We start from the raw sequence: 19,481 nt of genomic DNA, 5'->3' as shown, positions 1-19,481 counted from the left end.
ACTTAGAAATCCCGGCGCTGGCGAACCAGCGCATAGGCCTGATGCAGATCGCGGGTGCGCTCGGTGGCCTCGCGCACCTGAGCCGGTGTCGCCCCATTGCCGGTCAGTTTGTCCGGATGATGGCGGCTGAGCAGACGCCGGTATGCGCGCTTGATTTGCGCCGGCTCCGTATTGGCCGCCACGCCCAGCAGGCGCAAGGCATCCTGGTAGTGGGTGCCGCGCCCGGCGGGCACGGCTTTCTGCGGTTCGTACTCCAGCGACAACCCCTGCACCCGGACCTGGCCCCAACCCAGCCATTTGCCCCACTGCACAATCAGCTCGCGCTCCTCCCGAGTGGCTCGACCGTCCGCCCAGATCATCCGCCAGCACGCCCGCAGCAGGCCTTCTGCCGTATTGGGTTGACGGCTCAGACGCAGAAGGTGCCCGCGCAAGCGATCACGTCCGGCCTTGCCGCGATTGAACGCGGTGATCGCCCGTTTGCGTGATCCGCCTTCCAGCCCCAACCGACGCATTTCCAGCTGGGCCTGCTGAATATGGCCATCGACGACCCGGCCTGAACTCTTGGCCAACCGCCCAAGCAATACAAACAGCACTTCGTCATCGCGCAGCGCCGAGCGGCCGCTGAGCCGCTCGAGCAGGTCAGGCCAGTCCTGCACGCGAAGTTGGCGATCCATCGCCTGCCCCAACAAGGCCCCCAGCAACGTACCGGGAATGCTCGCAATCGCAAACCCGGCTGCCGCGCCGATCAGGGTGACAGGCCACAGCATTCAGCGTTGCTCGGCCAGCAAGTATTCGACCTCGGCCAGACGCTCATGGGTGCCGACATCGACCCAGCGGCCGCCGAATCGCTCACCCGTGACCCGCCCCTGTGCCATCGCCCTACGGAGCAGCGGTGCCAGCTTGAAGGCCCCCGAACCTGCGCCATCGAACAATGCCGGATCCAGCACGGCAATGCCGCTGTAGGTCAGCTTTGGGTCTTCACCGTCGTCCCGTACCTGCCCATCGACCAGGGCAAAGTCACCGGCCGGGTGGTGCACCGGATTGTTCACCAGCACCAGGTGCGCGTGACCTGCCAGTGGCTTGCGCAGGGCACGGAAGTCGTAATCGGTCCAGACATCGCCGTTAACGATCAAAAACGGCTCATCGCCCAGCAGTGGCAGCGCCTTGAAGATGCCACCGCCGGTTTCCAGCGGCTCGCCTTCGGCCGAGTACTGGATGCTCAGGCCAAATTGCGCACCGTCGCCCAAATGGTCTTCGATCTGCTGCCCAAGCCAGGCGTGATTGATCACGATGTCATGAAACCCGGCGGCCGCCAGTGCGCGCAGGTGATACTCGATCAACGGCACGCCGGCCACCGGTACCAATGGCTTGGGGGTATGCAGGGTCAAGGGGCGCATCCGTTCGCCTTTACCGGCGGCCAGAATCATGGCCTTCATGACGAGGCCTCTGTGGCTACATTCAGGCTGGCGATCAGTTTGCCCAGTTCGGCCAGTTCCGGGCGGCAGGCGACCACAGTCTCTATGTAAGCAAAGAAGCGCGGCACATCGCTCAGGTAGCGCGGCTTGCCGTCACGGTGGCAGATGCGCGCGAAGATCCCGATCACCTTCAAGTGGCGCTGTACGCCCATCAGGTCACTGGCGCGACGGAAGTCTTCGAAGTCAGGCTGGACTGGAATATCCCGGTCACGAGCCTCATTCCAGTAGCGCTGGAGCCAGGCGCGCACGCGCCCTTCAGGCCAACTGAGGAAGGCATCCTTGAACAGGCAAGTGATGTCGTAAGTGACCGGGCCATACACCGCATCCTGGAAATCCAGCACACCGGGGTTGGGCTCGCTGAGCATCAAGTTGCGCGGCATGTAGTCGCGGTGCACCAGCACCTTGGGCTGAGCCAGGGCGCTGTCGATCAACAGGTCGCTGACGCGCTGCCACAGGGCTTGCTGGGTGGCGTCGAAACCATGGCCCAGGTGCTGGCGCACGTACCACTCCGGGAACAGCTCCAGTTCACGGCGCAACAAGGCCACATCGTAGCTGGGCAACGGCGCATCCATCGGCAGCTGCTGGAACGCCAGCAGCGCCTCGATGGCGTCATCGAACAGCGCATCGGCATTCTCGGCATTGATGACATCAAGGTAGGTCTGATTGCCCAAATCGTTCAGCAACAGGAACCCGCGTTCAAGATCCTGGGCATGAATGACCGGCACGTTGACGCCGGCAGTCGCCAGCAAACGGTCGATATCCACGAAAGGCTTGCAGTTTTCCTGCGGTGGTGGCGCATCCATGACGATAAAGCTGCGGCCTTCACCCTGCCAACGGAAGTAACGGCGAAAGCTCGCGTCACTGCTGGCGGCGGTCAGGGTTGCCGCGGGAACCGCACCCCAGCCGTTGATCAGGTAGAGCTCGGCCAATTGTTCTCCGAGCCATACTTCGAGGTGTTGCAAACGTACATCGTGTTCAGGCATTACAAGGGTCTCCGACGGCGCTAGCCGTCAAGCGGGTCATGCTTTATTATCCAGCATCTTTTTCAGACCATCGAGAGGCGTGCGGCCCCACACGCGGGCAGATGGCACGCAGGAAGCCCGGACTAACAAGATGGCATTGAAATCCCCCGCGTTTCGTAAAAAATTCCCGTTGCTGGTCACTGGCGGTTTGCTGGCGATGCAACCTCTAGCTGTACCATTCGTGGTTGCCGCGGATCAGTTTGACTGCCAAGTCTCTGCTTCCGGTGCCTGGGACTGCAAGCCCAAATCCAGCAATGCCGTATTGCCTCCTCGACCTGTGCAGACCGAAAGCCCCGTCAGTTCCGCCAGCGAATCCGCTGAGCAGAGCGCTGGCGAGGCCGTTGCCGAGGAAAAAGGCCCGACCCCGGTACTGGTCACCGAAAGCAAAGGCCGCGCCCTGAAAGCTCGCAGCGCAGACTATAGCCACCTGGACTGGGTCGCGCGCGACAAACTCACACCTGCCCAGCTGGCCGAAACCGCGCCTTACTGCGCCGGAGCCTACGTCGAGCCGATCCGCCCGGGCATGACCGACAAAACGCCGAAAGACGAAGCCCCGACCTTTATCGGTGCCAAGGCTTCGCGCTACGAGCAAGAGCAGCAAGTTGCCACGCTCGCCGGTGATGTGGTCATGCGCCAGGGCAGCATGCAGGTGGAGGCCGACGAGGCCAGCCTGCACCAGGCCGAAAACCGTGGCGAGCTCAATGGCAACGTCAAGCTGCGCGACAACGGCGCACTGGTGGTCGGCGACCATGCCGAAATCCAGCTCGATACCGGCGAGGCGAAGATCGACAACGCCGAATACGTGCTGCACAAGTCCAATACTCGCGGCAGCGCGCTTTACGCCAAGCGTGCTGAAAACGCCATCATCCGCCTCAAGGATGGTACGTACACCACGTGCGAGCCGAACAGCAACGCCTGGCAGCTCAAGGGCAACAACATCACCTTGAACCCGGCGACCGGCTTCGGTACCGCAACCAACGCAACACTACGGGTGAAGAACATTCCGATCTTCTACACCCCGTACATCTACTTCCCGATCGACGACCGTCGTCAGTCCGGTTTCCTGCCGCCGTCCATCAGCACCAGCAGTGACACCGGCTTTGCGTTGACCACGCCGTACTACTTCAACCTGGCGCCGAACTATGACGCCACGTTGTTTCCGCACTACATGGCCAAGCGCGGCCTGTTGATGGAAGGCGAGTTCCGCTACCTGACCCCGAGCAGCGAAGGCCAGTTCGGCGGCGCGTACCTGAACGATGAAGACGACTCGCGCGAACTGCAGTCCGATTACGACAAGCAGCGCTGGATGCTCAACTGGCAACACAAGGGCGGCCTGGACTCGCGTGTCCTCACTGAAGTTGATTACACCGACATCAGCGATCCGTACTACTTCCAGGACTTGAAGACCGATCAGATTGGTGTCGACACCAGCGATTACATCAACCAGCAAGGTGCTGTCAGCTACCGTGGTGATTCTTATGTTGCTCGCCTGAACGTACAGTCGCTGAAACTGGCCACGGTTTCTCAGATCACCCCGTATGACCGTCTGCCGCAAATCACCTTCAACGGTGCGCTGCCGGTTCATCCGGGTGGCCTGGAGTTCAGCTACAACACCGAATTCGTACGTTTTGACCGCGACCTGCGTACCGGCGACTACATCAACGACCAGGGCATCGCGGAATCCCGCCTCGACAACAACGTGACGGGGCTGGCGCGCGCTAACGGCAACAGAACCAATCTCGAACCAAGAGTCAGCCTGCCACTGGAATGGACCTTTGGCTTCCTGAAACCGTCGATCAAATACGGTTTCACCAACTACGACCTGGATCTCGATCAAACGGGCCAAAACACCTTGCTGGCTGATGAGCAGTTCAGCAGCAGTCAAAACCGTGGTGTCCCGGTCTACAGCATCGACAGCGGCCTGTATTTCGACCGCAACACCCAATGGTTCGGCAATAACTATCGCCAGACCCTGGAACCGCGCCTGTTCTACCTCTATGTCCCGTATGAAGATCAGACCGATATCCCGATCTTCGATACCTCCGAGTCGACCTTCAACTACTCGTCGCTGTTCCGTGAAAACCGCTTCTATGGCTCCGACCGCATCGGTGACGAAAACAAATTGTCGCTGGGCGTGACCAACCGCTGGATCGAGGACAACGGCTTCGAGCGTCAACGCTTCAGCATCGGCCAGGCCGTGTACTTCCAGGATCGCAAGGTCCAACTGCCAGGCATCGACTACCTCACCCGCGCCGATGCCCAGGCCAATGTGTCGCCGTACGCACTGGAATATGAATATCGCTTCAACCGCGACTGGCGCCTGAGTTCGGACTTCAACTGGGACCCGGACAGCCGCAGCACCCGTTCGGGCAGCGCGATGTTCCACTACCAGCCTGAAGACAACCCGAACAAGGTCATCAACCTCGGCTATCGCTACCGCAACGACCTGGTCCGTTACGACTCCACGACCGGTAGATGGTCGGTGGGTGGCGGCGACTACGGCACGCCGGGTGATCCGAACTACATCAAGGACTACTACAAGATCGAACAGCATGACTTCTCGGTCATCTGGCCGATCGTCCCGCAGTGGAACGCCATTGCTCGCTGGCAGCATGACTACAACCGCAACCGCACCCTGGAAGCCTTTGGTGGCTTCGAATACGACAGCTGCTGCTGGAAGCTGCGCCTGATCAACCGTTACTGGGTCGACTATGACGAGTTCAGTCAATTCGCACCGCAGAACGAGAAAGGCGACCACGGCATCTTCCTGCAAATCGTGCTCAAAGGCCTTGGTGGCATTACGGGCAACAAGGTCGAGGGCTTCCTCGACCAAGGCATTCAAGGTTATCGCAAACGTGAAGATCAAGCTTACTGATTGTCTGCGCCCGCTGATGTTGGGCGCGCTGTTGATGGGTTCCGCGGCACATGCCGAGGTGCAGTCCCTGAACAAGATAGTGGCCATCGTCGATAACGACGTCGTCATGAAGAGCCAACTGGACCAACGCGTCCATGAAGTTCAGCAAACCATCGCCAAACGGGGTGCAGGCCAGCCTCCGGTTGGCGCGCTGGAGCAGCAGGTACTCGAACGCCTGATCATCGAGAGCCTGCAACTGCAGATTGGCGAGCGTTCGGGCATTCGCATCACCGACGAGGAACTGAACCAGGCCATCGGCACCATAGCCCAGCGCAATAACATGACCGTGGCACAGTTCCAGGCCGCCCTGGCCCGTGATGGCCTGTCGTACAACGATGCACGTGATCAGGTCCGTCGGGAAATGATCATCAGCCGTGTTCGTCAGCGTCGCGTGGCCGAGCGTATCCAGGTGTCCGAGCAGGAAGTGAAGAACTTTCTCGCCTCCGACGCGGGCAAGATGCAGCTCTCTGAAGAGTTCCGCCTGGCCAACATCCTGATCCCGACCCCGGAAAGCGCCAACTCCGACGCAATCCAGACCGCGGCCCGCAAGGCTGAAACGGTCTACAAGCAGCTCAAGCAAGGTGCCGACTTCGCGCAAATGGCTATCTCCCAGTCAGCCAGCGACAACGCACTGGAAGGTGGCGAGATGGGCTGGCGTAAAGCGGCCCAGCTGCCTCCACCGTTCGACCGCGAGCTCGCCTCGCTGGCAGTGGGCGACGTGATGCAACCCGTTCGCACCCCGGGTGGTTTCATCATCCTCAAGCTGCTGGAAAAACGCGGTGCCGGCGCTCAGATGCGCGACGAAATCCATGTGCGTCACATCCTGATCAAGCCAAGCGAAATCCGCAGCGAAGCGGAAACCAAGCTGCTGGCCGAGCGTCTCTACGAACGCATCACGTCAGGCGAAGATTTTGCCACGCTGGCCAAAAGCTTCTCGGAAGACCCAGGTTCGGCACTCAACGGTGGCGACCTGAACTGGATCGACCCGAACGCCCTGGTGCCCGAGTTCCGCGAAGTCATGGCCAGGACGCCTCAGGGCGAACTGTCCAAGCCGTTCAAGAGCCCTTACGGCTGGCACGTGCTGGAAGTCCTTGGCCGTCGCGCCACCGACAGCACCGACCAGGCCCGCGAGCAGCAAGCCATGTCGGTATTGCGTAACCGCAAATACGACGAAGAACTGCAAACCTGGCTCCGTCAAATCCGTGACGAGGCCTACGTGGAAATCAAGCTGTGACCCCCACGCGCTTTGCCCTCACACCCGGCGAACCGGCGGGCATCGGTCCTGACCTGTGTCTGCTGATCGCCTCGCAACACCAGCCTCACCCCCTGATCGCCATCACCAGCCGTGACCTGCTCGCCGAGCGGGCCACCGAGCTGGGGGTGGCTGTCACCCTCGTTCCGGTCACGCCCGATGCGTTCCCCAACACACCCGCAGAGGCGGGTAGCCTGTATGTGTGGGACACCCCCTTGGGCGCTCCAGTGGTCACAGGCCAGTTGGACAAGTCTAACGCCGCCTTCGTCCTCGAAACCCTGACGCGTGCGGGCCAGGGCTGCCTGGATGGGCATTTCGCCGGGATGATCACAGCCCCTGTGCACAAGGGCGTGATCAACGAAGGCGGGGTGGCGTTTTCCGGTCATACCGAGTTTCTGGCGGAGCTGACCGAAACCGAGCAGGTCGTGATGATGCTGGCCACCGGCAACCTTCGGGTGGCGCTGGCGACCACTCACCTGCCCCTGCGCGAAGTGGCCGACGCCATCACCCCTGAGCTACTGGAACGGGTGACCCGTATCCTGCACGCCGACCTGAAGCACAAATTCGGCATTGCCCAGCCGCGAATCCTGGTGTGCGGTCTCAACCCGCATGCCGGTGAAGGCGGTCATCTGGGCCGCGAAGAAATCGACATCATTGAGCCGGCGCTGGAGCGCTTGCGTGGCGAAGGCATCGACCTTCGCGGCCCGCTGCCCGCCGACACCCTGTTTACCCCCAAATATCTGGAGCACTGCGATGCAGTGCTGGCGATGTACCATGACCAAGGCTTGCCCGTGCTCAAGTACAAGGGCTTCGGCGCTGCGGTCAATGTGACCCTGGGCCTGCCCATCATCCGTACTTCCGTCGACCACGGCACCGCACTGGATCTGGCCGGCACCGGCAAGATCGACACCGGCAGCCTGCAGGTCGCACTGGAAACCGCCTATCAGATGGCCGAGACCCGACTATGAACCAGCCTTACCAACACCGGGCGCGCAAGCGCTTCGGCCAGAACTTCCTGCACGACGCCGGCGTCATCGACCGTATCCTGCGCTCCATCCATGCCCGCCCGGGTGACCGCATGCTGGAAATCGGCCCGGGCCAGGGCGCGCTCACCGAAGGCCTGCTGGGCAGCGGTGCGCAGCTGGACGTGGTGGAGCTGGACAAGGACCTGGTACCGATCCTGAACCAACAGTTCGCCGGCAAAGACAATTTCCGCCTGCACCAGGGTGATGCCCTGAAGTTCGACTTCACCACCCTGGGTGCCGAGCCCGGCACGCTGCGGGTGGTCGGCAACCTGCCCTACAACATCTCGACGCCGCTGATATTTCACCTGCTGGACAACGCCCACCTGATCCGCGACATGCACTTCATGCTGCAAAAGGAAGTGGTCGAGCGCCTGGCCGCAGGGCCTGGCGGTGGTGACTGGGGCCGGCTGTCGATCATGGTTCAGTACCACTGCCGCGTAGAACACCTGTTCAACGTCGGCCCGGGCGCGTTCAACCCGCCGCCCAAGGTGGATTCGGCGATCGTTCGGCTGGTCCCGCACGAGGTGCTGCCACATCCCGCCAAGGACCATCACCTGCTTGAACGCATCGTTCGCGAAGCGTTCAACCAGCGCCGCAAGACCTTGCGCAACACCCTCAAGGCCCTGCTCGACAACAGCGCCATCGAAGCGGCCGGCGTAGACGGCAGCCTGCGTCCGGAGCAACTGGACCTGGCCGCCTTCGTCCGTCTGGCCGACAAGCTGGCTGAACAGACCCACACCAACTGAAGTAGCACGCCCGAACCGGGTGATCGGCACACCGCCCTCACCCGCCTCGAGCCAATCAACTAGACTGACCCCACCGGTCATTGACCCGCGTTCGCTTGAAAGGCCTCTTGAATGTCAGATCCCCGTTATCAGATCGACGTCAGCGTCGTCACTCGCTACCTGGCAGAACAATCGCAGCCCGAAGACAATCGCTTTGCCTTCGCCTACACCGTGACCGTGACCAACAACGGCCAGCTCGCGGCCAAGCTGCTGTCGCGACATTGGGTAATCACCGACGGTGACGGCCATGTCGAAGAGGTCCGCGGTGCCGGCGTCATCGGCCAGCAGCCGCTGATCGATGCGGGCAAGAGCCACACCTACAGCAGCGGTACAGTGATGACGACCCGCGTCGGCAACATGCAGGGCAGCTACCAGATGCTGGCCGAAGACGGCAAACACTTCGACGCCATCATCGCCCCCTTCCGACTGGCCGTGCCTGGAGCCCTGCACTGATGGCGGTGTACGCAGTCGGTGATCTACAGGGCTGCCTGCAACCGTTGAAGTGCCTGCTTGAGCGTGTTCGGTTCAATCCGGCCAGCGATCGCTTGTGGTTGGTCGGCGACCTGGTCAACAGGGGCCCGGAGTCCCTGGCAACGCTGCGCTTTCTGTACCAGATGCGCGACTCGCTGGTCTGCGTGCTGGGCAATCATGACCTGCACCTGCTGGCCGCCCATCACAACATCGAACGCCTGAAAAAAGCCGATACCTTGCGCGAGATCCTCCAGGCCCCCGATGCCAAGGATCTGCTCGACTGGCTCCGCCAGCAAAAGCTGATGCATTTTGACGAGCAACGCCAGGTTGCCCTGGTGCACGCCGGCATCCCGCCCCAGTGGAGCCTCTCCAAGGCCCTGCGCCATGCGAATGAAGTCGAAGAGGTGCTGCGCGATGACAACCGCCTCAAGCCCTATCTGGACGGCATGTACGGCAACGAGCCGAGCAAGTGGGACAAGAACCTCAAGGGCGTGACTCGCCTGCGCGTAATCACCAACTACTTCACCCGCATGCGCTTCTGTACCGCCGATGGAAAGCTCGATCTCAAAGGCAAGGAAGGCGCCGACATGGCCCCTCCAGGCTATGCACCCTGGTTCCAGCACAAGCAGCGCAAGACCCGCGGGCTGAAGATTATCTTCGGGCACTGGGCGGCCCTGGAAGGCCAGAGCAACGAGCCTGGCATTTTTGCCCTGGACACCGGTTGCGTATGGGGCGGCGCCATGACACTGCTCAATGTCGACACCGGTGAGCGGCATGCCTGCGACTGCAGTGAAGGCGGTCATGTAGCGCCGGCGGCAGCACTGCGCGCAACAAGCTAGAATGTTCCGTCAGCCCCAACAGGATCCCCCTTCATGACCGAATTCAAACGCATCCCGCCAGAGCAGGCCCAGCGCCTGCGCGAACAAGGTGCCGTCGTGGTCGATATTCGCGACCCGCAGACTTACGCGAGCAAGCACATCAGCGGATCCCGGCATCTGGACAATCACTCGTTGCACGACTTCATTGCCAAGGCCGATCTGGACGCGCCTCTGGTAGTGGTCTGCTACCACGGAAACTCCAGCCAAAGCGCGGCGGCCTACCTGGTCAGCCAAGGCTTTTCGGACGTCTACAGCCTCGATGGCGGCTTTGAATTGTGGCGCACGGTTTACCCTGCCGAAACGGCCGAAAGCACCCCCGAATAAAAAATTTCATATCGCCAAGCCCGCGAGATACGCGGGCTTGCGCCCTTCCTGACGAACGGTACGGGTGAAACTAACGCCCTACTTGCCTTGACCTCTCGGATAACCAACTATCCTTAAGCCCAGGCCATCCAAAAAGGGGAGAGCCGGTACACCGGCGTGCGGGTCATCGGTAGGACTTTTAGGTGTTCTGGGGGGTTAACAGCAGCCAGTTTTCTGGTTGTATGCCAGCATCAACTGCTGATCCGGCGTCGGCTCCACGTATCGAGCGAGGTGACGTCATGAGTATTTTTAGCCACTTCCAACAACGTTTCGAATCCACTCGTCAGGAAGAGCTATCGCTGCACGAGTATCTGGAACTCTGCAAAAAGGATCGCAGCGCCTATGTCTCTGCGGCAGAGCGCCTGCTGATGGCGATCGGCGAACCGGAGTTGCTCGACACGTCCACCAATTCCAGACTGTCGCGCATCTTCTCCAACAAGGTCATCCGGCGCTATCCGGCGTTCGAGGATTTCCATGGGATGGAGGAATGCATCGACCAGATCGTTTCCTACTTCCGCCATGCCGCCCAAGGCCTGGAGGAGAAGAAACAAATTCTGTACCTGCTGGGCCCGGTAGGGGGTGGTAAGTCGTCCCTGGCCGAGAAGCTGAAACAATTGATGGAGAAGATTCCCTTCTACGCCATCAAAGGCTCTCCGGTTTTCGAATCACCCTTGGGGCTGTTCAATGCCACAGAAGATGGCGCGATTCTCGAAGAGGACTTCGGGATTCCACGGCGTTACCTCAATACCATCATGTCGCCTTGGGCCACCAAGCGACTGGCCGAGTTCGGGGGAGACATCAGCCAGTTCCGCGTGGTCAAGCTCTACCCTTCGATCCTCAATCAGATCGCCGTGGCCAAGACCGAGCCAGGCGATGAAAACAACCAGGACATTTCAGCTCTGGTCGGTAAGGTCGATATCCGCAAGCTCGAAGAGTTCCCGCAAAACGACGCCGACGCCTACAGCTACTCGGGCGCTCTCTGCCGGTCCAACCAGGGCCTGATGGAATTCGTCGAAATGTTCAAGGCCCCGATCAAGGTCCTGCACCCGTTGCTGACCGCGACCCAGGAAGGCAACTACAACAGTACCGAAGGTCTCGGTGCGATTCCCTTCACCGGGATCCTGCTGGCCCACTCCAACGAATCGGAATGGCACAGTTTCCGCAACAACAAGAACAACGAGGCGTTCATCGACCGGATCTACATCGTCAAGGTGCCGTACTGCCTGCGCGTCAGCGATGAGGTCAAGATCTACGACAAGCTGCTGTTCAACAGCTCCCTCGCCAAGGCCCACTGCGCACCCGACACACTCAAGATGCTGGCCCAGTTCACCGTACTGTCGCGTCTCAAGGAGCCGGAAAACTCCAACATCTACTCCAAGATGCGCGTCTACGACGGGGAAAACCTCAAAGACACCGATCCAAAGGCCAAGTCGATCCAGGAATACCGCGACAGCGCGGGCGTCGATGAAGGCATGAATGGCCTGTCGACCCGGTTCGCGTTCAAGATCCTGTCCAAGGTCTTCAACTTCGACCCGCATGAAATCGCTGCCAACCCGGTTCACTTGCTGTACGTGCTCGAACAGCAGATCGAACAGGAGCAATTCCCGGCCGAAATGCGCGAACGTTACCTGCGCTACCTGAAGGAATACCTGGCGCCGCGCTACATCGAATTCATCGGCAAGGAAATCCAGACGGCTTACCTGGAGTCTTACAGCGAATACGGTCAGAACATTTTCGACCGCTACGTGCTGTACGCCGATTTCTGGATCCAGGACCAGGAGTACCGCGATCCGGAAACCGGCGAAATCCTCAACCGCATTGCGCTCAACGAAGAGCTGGAAAAAATCGAGAAGCCGGCCGGGATCAGCAACCCGAAAGACTTCCGCAATGAAATCGTCAACTTTGTCCTGCGGGCCCGTGCCAACAACAATGGCAAGAACCCGACCTGGCTCAGCTACGAAAAACTGCGGGTGGTCATTGAGAAGAAAATGTTCTCGAACACCGAGGATCTGCTCCCGGTCATCAGCTTCAATGCCAAGGCCAGCAAAGAGGACCAGCAAAAACACAACGACTTCGTCACGCGGATGGTGGAACGAGGCTACACAGACAAGCAAGTCCGTCTACTTTCGGAATGGTACCTGCGGGTCAGAAAATCCCAGTAAACCGCTACCGGAAGAACCGGTTGTCGTTAGCCCGGAGCCTGTGACAGCAATTTCTGCTAAACAGGCTCAAGGGAGGTGTTTGAAAAAAGCGGCGGCGAGGCTTTGGCGATGCACACGTGATTCGGGGAGCCCTGGCCTGGGCACCCGGGTCCATCCTGCCCGGCATCGGCCCGTTCGACCCTTTTTCAAGACAGCTTCTAAGGAGCAGTCATGAGCTATGTGATCGACCGACGTCTCAATGGCAAGAACAAGAGCACGGTAAACCGCCAGCGTTTCCTGCGGCGCTACCGTGATCACATCAAGAAAGCTGTTGAAGAAGCAGTAAGTCGCCGTTCCATCACCGACATGGAACATGGCGAGCAGATCAGCATTCCCGGCCGCGATATCGACGAGCCGGTGCTTCACCATGGCCGTGGGGGCAAGCAAACCGTCGTGCACCCCGGCAACAAGGAATTCACCGCTGGCGAACATATCGCACGGCCACCGGGCGGTGGCGGCGGTCGTGGCCCCGGCAAGGCAGGTAACTCGGGTGAAGGGATGGACGAATTCGTCTTCCAGATCACTCAGGAAGAGTTTCTCGAATTCATGTTCGAGGACCTGGAATTGCCCAACCTGGTCAAGCGTAACCTGACCGGCACCGACACCTTCAAGACCGTGCGCGCCGGGATCAGCAACGAAGGCAACCCGTCCCGGATCAACATCATCCGCACCTTGCGCTCGGCCCACGCCCGGCGCATCGCGCTGTCTGGCAGCAGCCGGGGCAAATTGCGCCTGGCGCAGGAAGAACTGGAACGCCTGAAACGCGAAGAGCCGGACAACTTCGGCGATATTCAGGAACTGGAGGCAGAAATCGAGCGGTTGCGGGCGCGGATCTATCGCGTGCCGTTTCTCGACACCTTCGACCTCAAGTACAACCTGCTGATCAAGCAACCCAACCCCAGCTCCAAAGCGGTGATGTTCTGCCTGATGGACGTATCCGGGTCGATGACCCAAGCCACCAAGGACATCGCCAAGCGCTTCTTCATCCTTTTGTACCTGTTCCTCAAGCGTAACTACGACCGTATCGAGGTGGTTTTCATTCGCCACCACACCAGTGCGCGCGAAGTGGACGAAGAAGAGTTTTTCTATTCCCGGGAAACCGGTGGCACCATCGTCTCCAGCGCCCTCAAGCTGATGCAGGAGATCATGGCCGAACGCTACCCGACCCACGAATGGAACATCTACGCGGCCCAGGCTTCCGACGGCGACAACTGGAACGACGACTCACCGATCTGCCGGGAGATCCTGTCCAAGCAAATCATGCCGTTCGTCCAGTACTACACTTACGTGGAGATCACCCCACGCGAACATCAGGCGCTATGGTTCGAATACGAGCGCATCGGCGAAGCCTTTGTCGACACGTTCGCGCAGCAGCAATTGGTAACGGCCGGTGATATTTATCCGGTCTTCCGTGAACTCTTCCAGCGCAGGTTAGCCACATGACCGCCAGAGAGCAGCACAAGCGCCAACCCATTTCCACGGGTTCGGAGTGGACCTTCGAACTCATACAGGCCTATGACAGGGAGATCAGCCGCCTCGCAGATCGCTATGCGCTCGATACCTATCCAAACCAGATAGAGGTCATCACCGCCGAACAGATGATGGATGCCTACGCGTCGGTGGGCATGCCCTTGGGCTATCACCACTGGTCCTACGGCAAACACTTTCTGAGCACTGAAAAATCCTACAGTCGTGGCCAGATGGGTCTGGCGTACGAAATTGTGATCAACTCCGACCCGTGCATTGCCTACCTGATGGAAGAAAATACCATCTGCATGCAAGCATTGGTGGTGGCTCATGCCTGCTACGGGCACAACAGCTTCTTCAAGGGCAATTACCTGTTTCGCACCTGGACCGACGCCAGCTCCATCATCGATTACCTGGTGTTCGCCAAGCAGTACATCTCCCAGTGCGAGGAGCGCCATGGCATCGATGCGGTGGAAGACCTGCTCGATTCCTGCCATGCCCTGATGAACTACGGCGTAGACCGCTACAAACGGCCCTACCCTATTTCTGCCGAGGAAGAACGCCGACGCCAGAAAGACCGTGAAGAACACCTGCAAAAGCAGATCAACGACCTGTGGCGCACCATCCCCAAAGGCGCGGGCAAAGGCAGCGAGCGTGACAATGCGCGTTTCCCGGCCGAACCCCAGGAAAACATCCTCTATTTCATCGAAAAACACGCGCCGCTGCTGGAGCCCTGGCAGCGCGAGGTCGTGCGGATCGTGCGCAAGATCGCCCAATACTTTTATCCACAACGCCAGACCCAAGTGATGAACGAAGGCTGGGCCACGTTCTGGCACTACACGTTGATGAACGACCTTTACGATGAAGGCCTGGTCACCGACGGCTTTATGATGGAGTTTCTGCAATCACACACCAGTGTGATCTATCAACCCGGCTTCGATAGCCCCTATTACAGTGGCATCAACCCTTATACCCTGGGTTTTTCCATGTACCGGGACATCCGTCGGATCTGTGAAGAGCCAACCGAAGAGGATCGCCGCTGGTTCCCGGATATCGCCGGCAGTGACTGGTTATCGACGATCAAGTTTGCGATGAGCAGCTTCAAGGATGAGAGCTTTATCCTGCAGTACCTGTCACCGAAGGTGATTCGCGACCTCAAGCTTTTCAGCATCCTGGATGACGATCAGCGCGACGACCTGCTGGTGCCAGCGATCCACGACGAATCGGGCTATCGGACGATTCGCGAAACCCTGGCGGCCCAGTACAACCTGGGTAATCGTGAGCCGAACGTGCAGATCTGGAGCATTGACCGTCGCGGCGATCGCTCCCTGACCTTGCGTCACCAGCAACACGATCGTAAACCCTTGGGCGAGTCTACCGAGGAGGTGCTCAAGCATCTGCACCGCCTCTGGGGCTTCGATATTCACCTTGAAACGCTGCAGGGGGACCAAGTGATGAGAACGCATCATGTCCCCCCAAAGGCTGACCACGGCGAAGGCGACTATGGCCGCCTCGATCTCACCGTGGTGCACCTCTAAGCCATGACCTGCCTCCATTGACGCGTTACAGGTATCCTGTTGCGTCAATGGAGGTGTTACATGCAGATTTATAAAGTCGGCGGCGCGGTCCGCGATCGACTGCTCGGCCTACCGGTCACCGATATCGATCGGGTGGTAGTGGGGGCCACGGTCGAACAGATGCAGGCCCAGGGCTTTCGCCCGGTCGGTGCCGATTTCCCGGTGTTTCTCCACCCGAGCACGGGCGAAGAATATGCGCTTGCCCGCACCGAACGTAAAAGTGGCCACGGGTATGGCGGCTTCGTATTTCACGCAAGCCCCGACGTCACCCTCGAAGAAGACCTGATTCGCCGCGACCTGACCATCAACGCCATGGCAGAGGATGATCACGGGCAGATCACCGACCCCTATCACGGCCAGGACGACCTAAAGGCACGCCTGCTTCGCCATGTATCCCCAGCGTTTGCCGAAGACCCTCTGCGCGTTTTGCGCGTGGCTCGCTTTGCCGCCCGTTATGCGGGGCTCGGTTTCACCGTCGCGCCGGAAACACTGGAACTGATGCGCCAATTAAGCGAGTCCGGTGAACTGCAAGCCCTGACCGCTGAACGTAGCTGGAAGGAAATTTCCCGCGCGCTGATGGAAGATCGTCCCGACGTGTTTATTCAGGTGCTGCGCGACTGTGGTGCGCTCAAGGAGCTGATGCCCGAGGTCGATGTTTTGTTCGGCGTACCCCAGCCCGAAGCTCATTATCCGGAAGTGGATACCGGTGCGCACATCCTCGCGGTACTGCAACAGGCTGCCCGCCACCAACTGCCGCTCACCGTGCGCTGGGCCTGCCTGACCCACGACCTGGGCAAGGATCTGACGCCCCCAGGGCTATGGCCAAGGCACATTGCCCATAAACGCCGTGGCCTGAATCTGATCAAGGCGATAAACGAGCGCTTCAAGGTACCCAGGGATTGCCAGGAGCTTGCGCTGCTCGTCGGTGAATATCACACCCATGGTCATCTGGCATTGGAGCTGAAGGCTTCAACCCTGCTTGAGCTGCTGCAAAGTTTTGACGTTTACCGTCGTCCACAACGCTTCCATGACTTCCTGGCGGCGTGCGAGATGGACGCGCGCGGACACACCGGGCTCGAGGATCGGGATTATCCACAGGCCGAGTATCTGCGCGGCGCAGCCAAAGTGGCTCTGGCGGTGGCTGTGCCGCCACTGGTAGAGCGCGGCCTGCAAGGTAAGGCGCTGGGTGAGGCCTTGCAACTGGAACGCCTCAAGGCGCTGCAGTCCTACAAGGAAAGGTACTGACATTATGCACCCGATGCAGGAGCCGGATTTACCCGCGAAGAGGACGCCGCAGTGTTTCAGGAATTACGCGTCACCGCTCATCGCGAGCAAGCTCGGCTCCTACAGGTGTCAGTTGCTGGCCGCGCCACTCAAAGGCGAACGGCGCCAGCACCTGATCGATCTCGGCCTCACTCCACAGTTGGCGGAATGTCTTGCCGACACCCGGATGCACCCTGTCGGAGGCAATGAGCGACAACGGCCACAACACAAACGCATTCTTCAGGATCTCGGCGCGCGGCAGCACCAGCCCATCGAAGTTGCCAACCTGCTCGGCATACAGCAAGACATCGATATCCAGCGGCAGCCCCTTGCGCTCCGGGGCGTAGCGACCGTTGTCGGCTTCGATGAACTTCAACCGGCGGTCCAGCTCCATCAGTGGCAATGCAGTCAATCCCGATACCACCAGGTTCAGGAACGGGCCACTCTTGATCCCCACCGGCTGGCTCTCGAACACCGGCGAGCAGTGCATGTCCTCGAGGAACCCGGCCAACGCATCAAGCCCGGCACACAGGTGTGTGTCGCGCTCGATATTGCTGCCGAGCCCAAGATAAACCCTGGTCAGAGACATCCGCGCTCGATCTCCACGCCTACGCCACCCTTGGCAGCCGGCACCGCGCCGGGCTTGGTCAGCTTCAGGCGCACCCATGGGATCTGGAACTCGCTCATCAGGGCCTCGACCAGGCGCTCGGCAAAAGTCTCGACCAGCTCGTACTGGGCGCTCTCGGCAAACGCCAGAATCCGACTGGAAACGCTGGCATAGTCGAGCGCCAGGGTCAGGTCGTCGCCGGCCGCAGCCGGACGGTTGTCCCAGGCAAAACTCAGGTCCAGCCGCAGGCATTGCCGAATCCCGCGCTCCCAGTCGTAGGCACCGATCACGGTGTCGACCTCAAGCCCCTCGATAAACACTCTGTCCAAGCACTTCTCTCCGCAGCACGACAAGGGCGCATTGCGCCGTTAGAATCAGGGGCGTCCTTGCCCGGAATAGTTAGCATGTTTTGGTTGCTGGCGATGTTCGCCTACCTGCTCGGCTCGCTGTCCTTTGCCATCGTCCTCAGCCGCCTGACCGGCAGTCCCGACCCTCGCATGAGTGGCTCCGGGAATGCGGGTGCAACCAACATGCTGCGTCTGGCCGGTAGGAAACTGGCCACCCTTACCCTGCTTGGCGACCTCTGCAAGGGCGTGTTGCCCATCCTCATCGCCATCATGGCCGGGCTTTCCCTGCAGCAACAAGCCTGGATCGGCGTGTTCGCGGTACTCGGCCACCTGTTTCCGGTCTACTTTTGCTTCCGTGGTGGCAAGGGTGTCGCCACTGCCGCCGGCGTCCTGCTGGGGCTCTACCCGCCGGCCGCGTTACTGGCGGTTGGCGCCTGGCTGCTGGTGTTTCGCCTGACCCGTACCAGTTCGCTCGCAGCGCTGATCGCAACCCCCCTCACCTTGCCGCTGTTCGCCTGGCAACAGCCTGAAGCGTTGCTGGCGATGAGCGCATTGACGGTGCTCATCGTCTGGCGTCATCGCGGCAATCTACGCGACCTTTTTGCCGGACGCGAACGGCATTTCTGAATCCAGCCCATGAACCGCGCTCAAGTTACAAGGCCGACAGCTGCTCCATTGGCCAGCGGGCCTGCACGCTGATCGCCAGGCTTTCGTGCTGGCCTGCCTTGAGACGCTGGCAACCAGCAAAGGCAATCATCGCGCCATTGTCGGTGCAAAACTCCGGGCGGGCGTAATAGACATTGCCCTTGAACTCGCCGAGCATTTTTTCCAGAGACTCACGCAGCGCCTTGTTGGCACTGACGCCTCCAGCGATCACCAGGCGCTTGAGCCCGGTCTGCTTGAGGGCGCGACGGCACTTGATGGTCAGAGTCTCCACCACCGCCTGCTGGAAGGCCAGCGAGATGTCGCAACGGGTTTGCTCTCCATCGTCTCCAGCGTCCTTGCACTGCTGCCAGGTATTGAGGGCAAAGGTTTTCAGGCCGCTGAAGCTCAGGTCCAGACCGGGGCGATCGGTCATGGGCCGCGGGAACACGAAACGCCCTGGCACACCCTGAGTGGCCAAGCGAGCGATTTCAGGCCCGCCGGGGTAGTTGAGGCCAATCAGCTTGGCGGTCTTGTCGAAGGCTTCACCTGCGGCATCGTCCAGGGTTTCGCCCAGCAACTGGTATTGCCCGATGCCATCGACGCGTACCAGTTGCGTGTGGCCACCGGAAACCAACAAAGCGACGAACGGAAATTCGGGCGGCTGCTCTTCCAGCATCGGCGCCAACAGATGGCCTTCCATGTGGTGCACACCCAGCGCCGGAACGTCCCAGGCAAACGCCAGTGCCTGGGCGCAGGAAGCGCCCACCAGCAAAGCGCCCACCAGACCGGGGCCGGCGGTATAGGCAATGGCGTCAATCTCGGTGGCTGCACAGTCGGCCTCAGCCAACACTTGGCGGATCAAGGGCAGCATGCGTTTGACGTGATCACGCGAGGCAAGCTCCGGAACCACGCCGCCATAGACGCGGTGCAGGTCGATCTGGCTGAATAATGCATCAGCCAGCAGGCCGCGTTCGCTGTCGTATAAAGCGACGCCGGTTTCATCGCAGGATGTTTCCAATCCCAGTACTAACATGGGTCTACGCCTTGTCGAGGCTCAATTAGAAGGCGCGAATAATAGTCGTCGCGTACCGAGCCGACCAGCGGTTTTCGATCAGAGGCTTTGCATTCCTGCCGCCTAGGGGTTAACATCCGCAACCCTTAAAAACCGACGTACTCCAGCACACACAAT

The 19,481-nt window shown here is 60.2% G+C and carries 18 protein-coding genes; 12 read left to right on the top strand and 6 right to left on the bottom strand.

Annotated elements, in window-relative coordinates:
* Positions 1 to 2: 2 nt before the first annotated feature.
* From GUY40_RS22895 to GUY40_RS22885, 3 genes are read right to left on the bottom strand one after another with little or no spacing between them, the layout of a single operon-like run.
* Complete coding sequence (locus GUY40_RS22895; protein ID WP_166571187.1) at positions 3 to 767, bottom strand: DnaJ domain-containing protein; 765 nt, start codon at positions 765 to 767, stop codon at positions 3 to 5.
* On the bottom strand, positions 768 to 1,436 hold the full coding sequence (gene murU / locus GUY40_RS22890; RefSeq protein WP_166571186.1) for an N-acetylmuramate alpha-1-phosphate uridylyltransferase MurU: 669 nt from the start codon (positions 1,434 to 1,436) through the stop codon (positions 768 to 770).
* The gene (locus tag GUY40_RS22885) at positions 1,433 to 2,458 is read right to left on the bottom strand and encodes an aminoglycoside phosphotransferase family protein (protein ID WP_166571185.1); all 1,026 of its coding nucleotides are present in this window, start codon (positions 2,456 to 2,458) and stop codon (positions 1,433 to 1,435) included. Before GUY40_RS22885 ends, murU begins: the two co-directional genes overlap by 4 nt.
* 130 nt (positions 2,459 to 2,588) lie before the next feature.
* Here GUY40_RS22885 and GUY40_RS22880 point away from each other — a divergent pair, with 130 nt between their 5' ends.
* The 11 genes from GUY40_RS22880 (at position 2,589) to GUY40_RS22830 (ending at position 16,675) form a co-directional block, all read left to right on the top strand.
* A complete protein-coding gene (locus GUY40_RS22880; RefSeq protein WP_166571184.1) occupies positions 2,589 to 5,372 on the top strand; it encodes an LPS-assembly protein LptD in 2,784 nt (927 codons plus the stop codon).
* Complete coding sequence (locus tag GUY40_RS22875) at positions 5,353 to 6,645, top strand: peptidylprolyl isomerase (RefSeq protein ID WP_166571183.1); 1,293 nt, start codon at positions 5,353 to 5,355, stop codon at positions 6,643 to 6,645. The genes GUY40_RS22880 and GUY40_RS22875 overlap by 20 nt, the downstream gene beginning before the upstream one ends.
* Positions 6,642 to 7,631 carry a 4-hydroxythreonine-4-phosphate dehydrogenase PdxA gene (pdxA, locus tag GUY40_RS22870; protein WP_166571182.1) on the top strand — a complete coding sequence of 330 codons (990 nt, stop codon included), beginning with the start codon at positions 6,642 to 6,644 and terminating at the stop codon, positions 7,629 to 7,631. The genes GUY40_RS22875 and pdxA overlap by 4 nt, the downstream gene beginning before the upstream one ends.
* The gene (gene rsmA / locus GUY40_RS22865; protein WP_166571181.1) at positions 7,628 to 8,434 is read left to right on the top strand and encodes a 16S rRNA (adenine(1518)-N(6)/adenine(1519)-N(6))-dimethyltransferase RsmA; all 807 of its coding nucleotides are present in this window, start codon (positions 7,628 to 7,630) and stop codon (positions 8,432 to 8,434) included. The genes pdxA and rsmA overlap by 4 nt, the downstream gene beginning before the upstream one ends.
* Before the next feature lie 111 nt (positions 8,435 to 8,545).
* Positions 8,546 to 8,926, top strand: coding sequence for a Co2+/Mg2+ efflux protein ApaG (apaG, locus tag GUY40_RS22860; RefSeq protein WP_166571180.1), 381 nt, complete (start codon positions 8,546 to 8,548; stop codon positions 8,924 to 8,926).
* Positions 8,926 to 9,783 (top strand): symmetrical bis(5'-nucleosyl)-tetraphosphatase, encoded by an 858-nt coding sequence (locus GUY40_RS22855; RefSeq protein ID WP_166571179.1) that lies wholly within the window; start codon positions 8,926 to 8,928, stop codon positions 9,781 to 9,783. Before apaG ends, GUY40_RS22855 begins: the two co-directional genes overlap by 1 nt.
* 33 nt (positions 9,784 to 9,816) lie before the next feature.
* Positions 9,817 to 10,146: a thiosulfate sulfurtransferase GlpE gene (glpE, locus tag GUY40_RS22850; protein ID WP_166571178.1), complete on the top strand. Its 330-nt coding sequence runs from the start codon at positions 9,817 to 9,819 to the stop codon at positions 10,144 to 10,146.
* A gap of 278 nt (positions 10,147 to 10,424) precedes the next feature.
* On the top strand, positions 10,425 to 12,347 hold the full coding sequence (locus tag GUY40_RS22845; RefSeq protein WP_166571177.1) for a PrkA family serine protein kinase: 1,923 nt from the start codon (positions 10,425 to 10,427) through the stop codon (positions 12,345 to 12,347).
* 210 nt (positions 12,348 to 12,557) lie between these two features.
* Positions 12,558 to 13,829 (top strand): YeaH/YhbH family protein, encoded by a 1,272-nt coding sequence (locus GUY40_RS22840; protein WP_166571176.1) that lies wholly within the window; start codon positions 12,558 to 12,560, stop codon positions 13,827 to 13,829.
* On the top strand, positions 13,826 to 15,391 hold the full coding sequence (locus tag GUY40_RS22835) for a SpoVR family protein (protein ID WP_166571175.1): 1,566 nt from the start codon (positions 13,826 to 13,828) through the stop codon (positions 15,389 to 15,391). The genes GUY40_RS22840 and GUY40_RS22835 overlap by 4 nt, the downstream gene beginning before the upstream one ends.
* Positions 15,392 to 15,451: 60 nt before the next feature.
* Positions 15,452 to 16,675, top strand: coding sequence for a multifunctional CCA addition/repair protein (locus tag GUY40_RS22830; protein ID WP_166571174.1), 1,224 nt, complete (start codon positions 15,452 to 15,454; stop codon positions 16,673 to 16,675).
* A gap of 70 nt (positions 16,676 to 16,745) precedes the next feature.
* Here GUY40_RS22830 and folK read toward each other — a convergent pair whose 3' ends face one another.
* The gene (gene folK, locus GUY40_RS22825) at positions 16,746 to 17,282 is read right to left on the bottom strand and encodes a 2-amino-4-hydroxy-6-hydroxymethyldihydropteridine diphosphokinase (protein WP_166571173.1); all 537 of its coding nucleotides are present in this window, start codon (positions 17,280 to 17,282) and stop codon (positions 16,746 to 16,748) included.
* The gene (folB, locus tag GUY40_RS22820) at positions 17,273 to 17,629 is read right to left on the bottom strand and encodes a dihydroneopterin aldolase (protein ID WP_166571172.1); all 357 of its coding nucleotides are present in this window, start codon (positions 17,627 to 17,629) and stop codon (positions 17,273 to 17,275) included. Before folB ends, folK begins: the two co-directional genes overlap by 10 nt.
* Positions 17,630 to 17,704: 75 nt before the next feature.
* On the opposite strand from folB, the gene plsY reads away from it, so the two are divergent.
* Positions 17,705 to 18,274, top strand: coding sequence for a glycerol-3-phosphate 1-O-acyltransferase PlsY (plsY, locus tag GUY40_RS22815; protein WP_166571171.1), 570 nt, complete (start codon positions 17,705 to 17,707; stop codon positions 18,272 to 18,274).
* Positions 18,275 to 18,299: 25 nt separating this feature from the next.
* Here the strand turns inward: plsY and tsaD are convergent, their stop codons facing one another.
* Positions 18,300 to 19,325, bottom strand: a complete 1,026-nt coding sequence (gene tsaD / locus GUY40_RS22810) for a tRNA (adenosine(37)-N6)-threonylcarbamoyltransferase complex transferase subunit TsaD (protein WP_166571170.1) — start codon at positions 19,323 to 19,325, stop codon at positions 18,300 to 18,302.
* Positions 19,326 to 19,481: the final 156 nt, after the last annotated feature.

Origin of the sequence: Pseudomonas sp. R5(2019) (genome assembly GCF_009905435.1) — a bacterium.
In the GTDB taxonomy this organism is placed as follows: Bacteria; Pseudomonadota; Gammaproteobacteria; order Pseudomonadales; family Pseudomonadaceae; genus Aquipseudomonas.
This window is presented reverse-complemented; position numbering and strand designations above follow the sequence as displayed.

Coding starts and splice junctions, on each gene's coding strand:
- GUY40_RS22895 (WP_166571187.1), bottom strand. CDS start 767: ATGCTGTGGCCTGTCACCCTGATCGGCGCGGCAGCCGGGTTTGCGATT.
- murU (WP_166571186.1), bottom strand. CDS start 1,436: ATGAAGGCCATGATTCTGGCCGCCGGTAAAGGCGAACGGATGCGCCCC.
- GUY40_RS22885 (WP_166571185.1), bottom strand. CDS start 2,458: ATGCCTGAACACGATGTACGTTTGCAACACCTCGAAGTATGGCTCGGA.
- GUY40_RS22880 (WP_166571184.1), top strand. CDS start 2,589: ATGGCATTGAAATCCCCCGCGTTTCGTAAAAAATTCCCGTTGCTGGTC.
- rsmA (WP_166571181.1), top strand. CDS start 7,628: ATGAACCAGCCTTACCAACACCGGGCGCGCAAGCGCTTCGGCCAGAAC.
- apaG (WP_166571180.1), top strand. CDS start 8,546: ATGTCAGATCCCCGTTATCAGATCGACGTCAGCGTCGTCACTCGCTAC.
- GUY40_RS22855 (WP_166571179.1), top strand. CDS start 8,926: ATGGCGGTGTACGCAGTCGGTGATCTACAGGGCTGCCTGCAACCGTTG.
- glpE (WP_166571178.1), top strand. CDS start 9,817: ATGACCGAATTCAAACGCATCCCGCCAGAGCAGGCCCAGCGCCTGCGC.
- GUY40_RS22845 (WP_166571177.1), top strand. CDS start 10,425: ATGAGTATTTTTAGCCACTTCCAACAACGTTTCGAATCCACTCGTCAG.
- GUY40_RS22840 (WP_166571176.1), top strand. CDS start 12,558: ATGAGCTATGTGATCGACCGACGTCTCAATGGCAAGAACAAGAGCACG.
- GUY40_RS22835 (WP_166571175.1), top strand. CDS start 13,826: ATGACCGCCAGAGAGCAGCACAAGCGCCAACCCATTTCCACGGGTTCG.
- GUY40_RS22830 (WP_166571174.1), top strand. CDS start 15,452: ATGCAGATTTATAAAGTCGGCGGCGCGGTCCGCGATCGACTGCTCGGC.
- folK (WP_166571173.1), bottom strand. CDS start 17,282: ATGTCTCTGACCAGGGTTTATCTTGGGCTCGGCAGCAATATCGAGCGC.
- plsY (WP_166571171.1), top strand. CDS start 17,705: ATGTTTTGGTTGCTGGCGATGTTCGCCTACCTGCTCGGCTCGCTGTCC.
- tsaD (WP_166571170.1), bottom strand. CDS start 19,325: ATGTTAGTACTGGGATTGGAAACATCCTGCGATGAAACCGGCGTCGCT.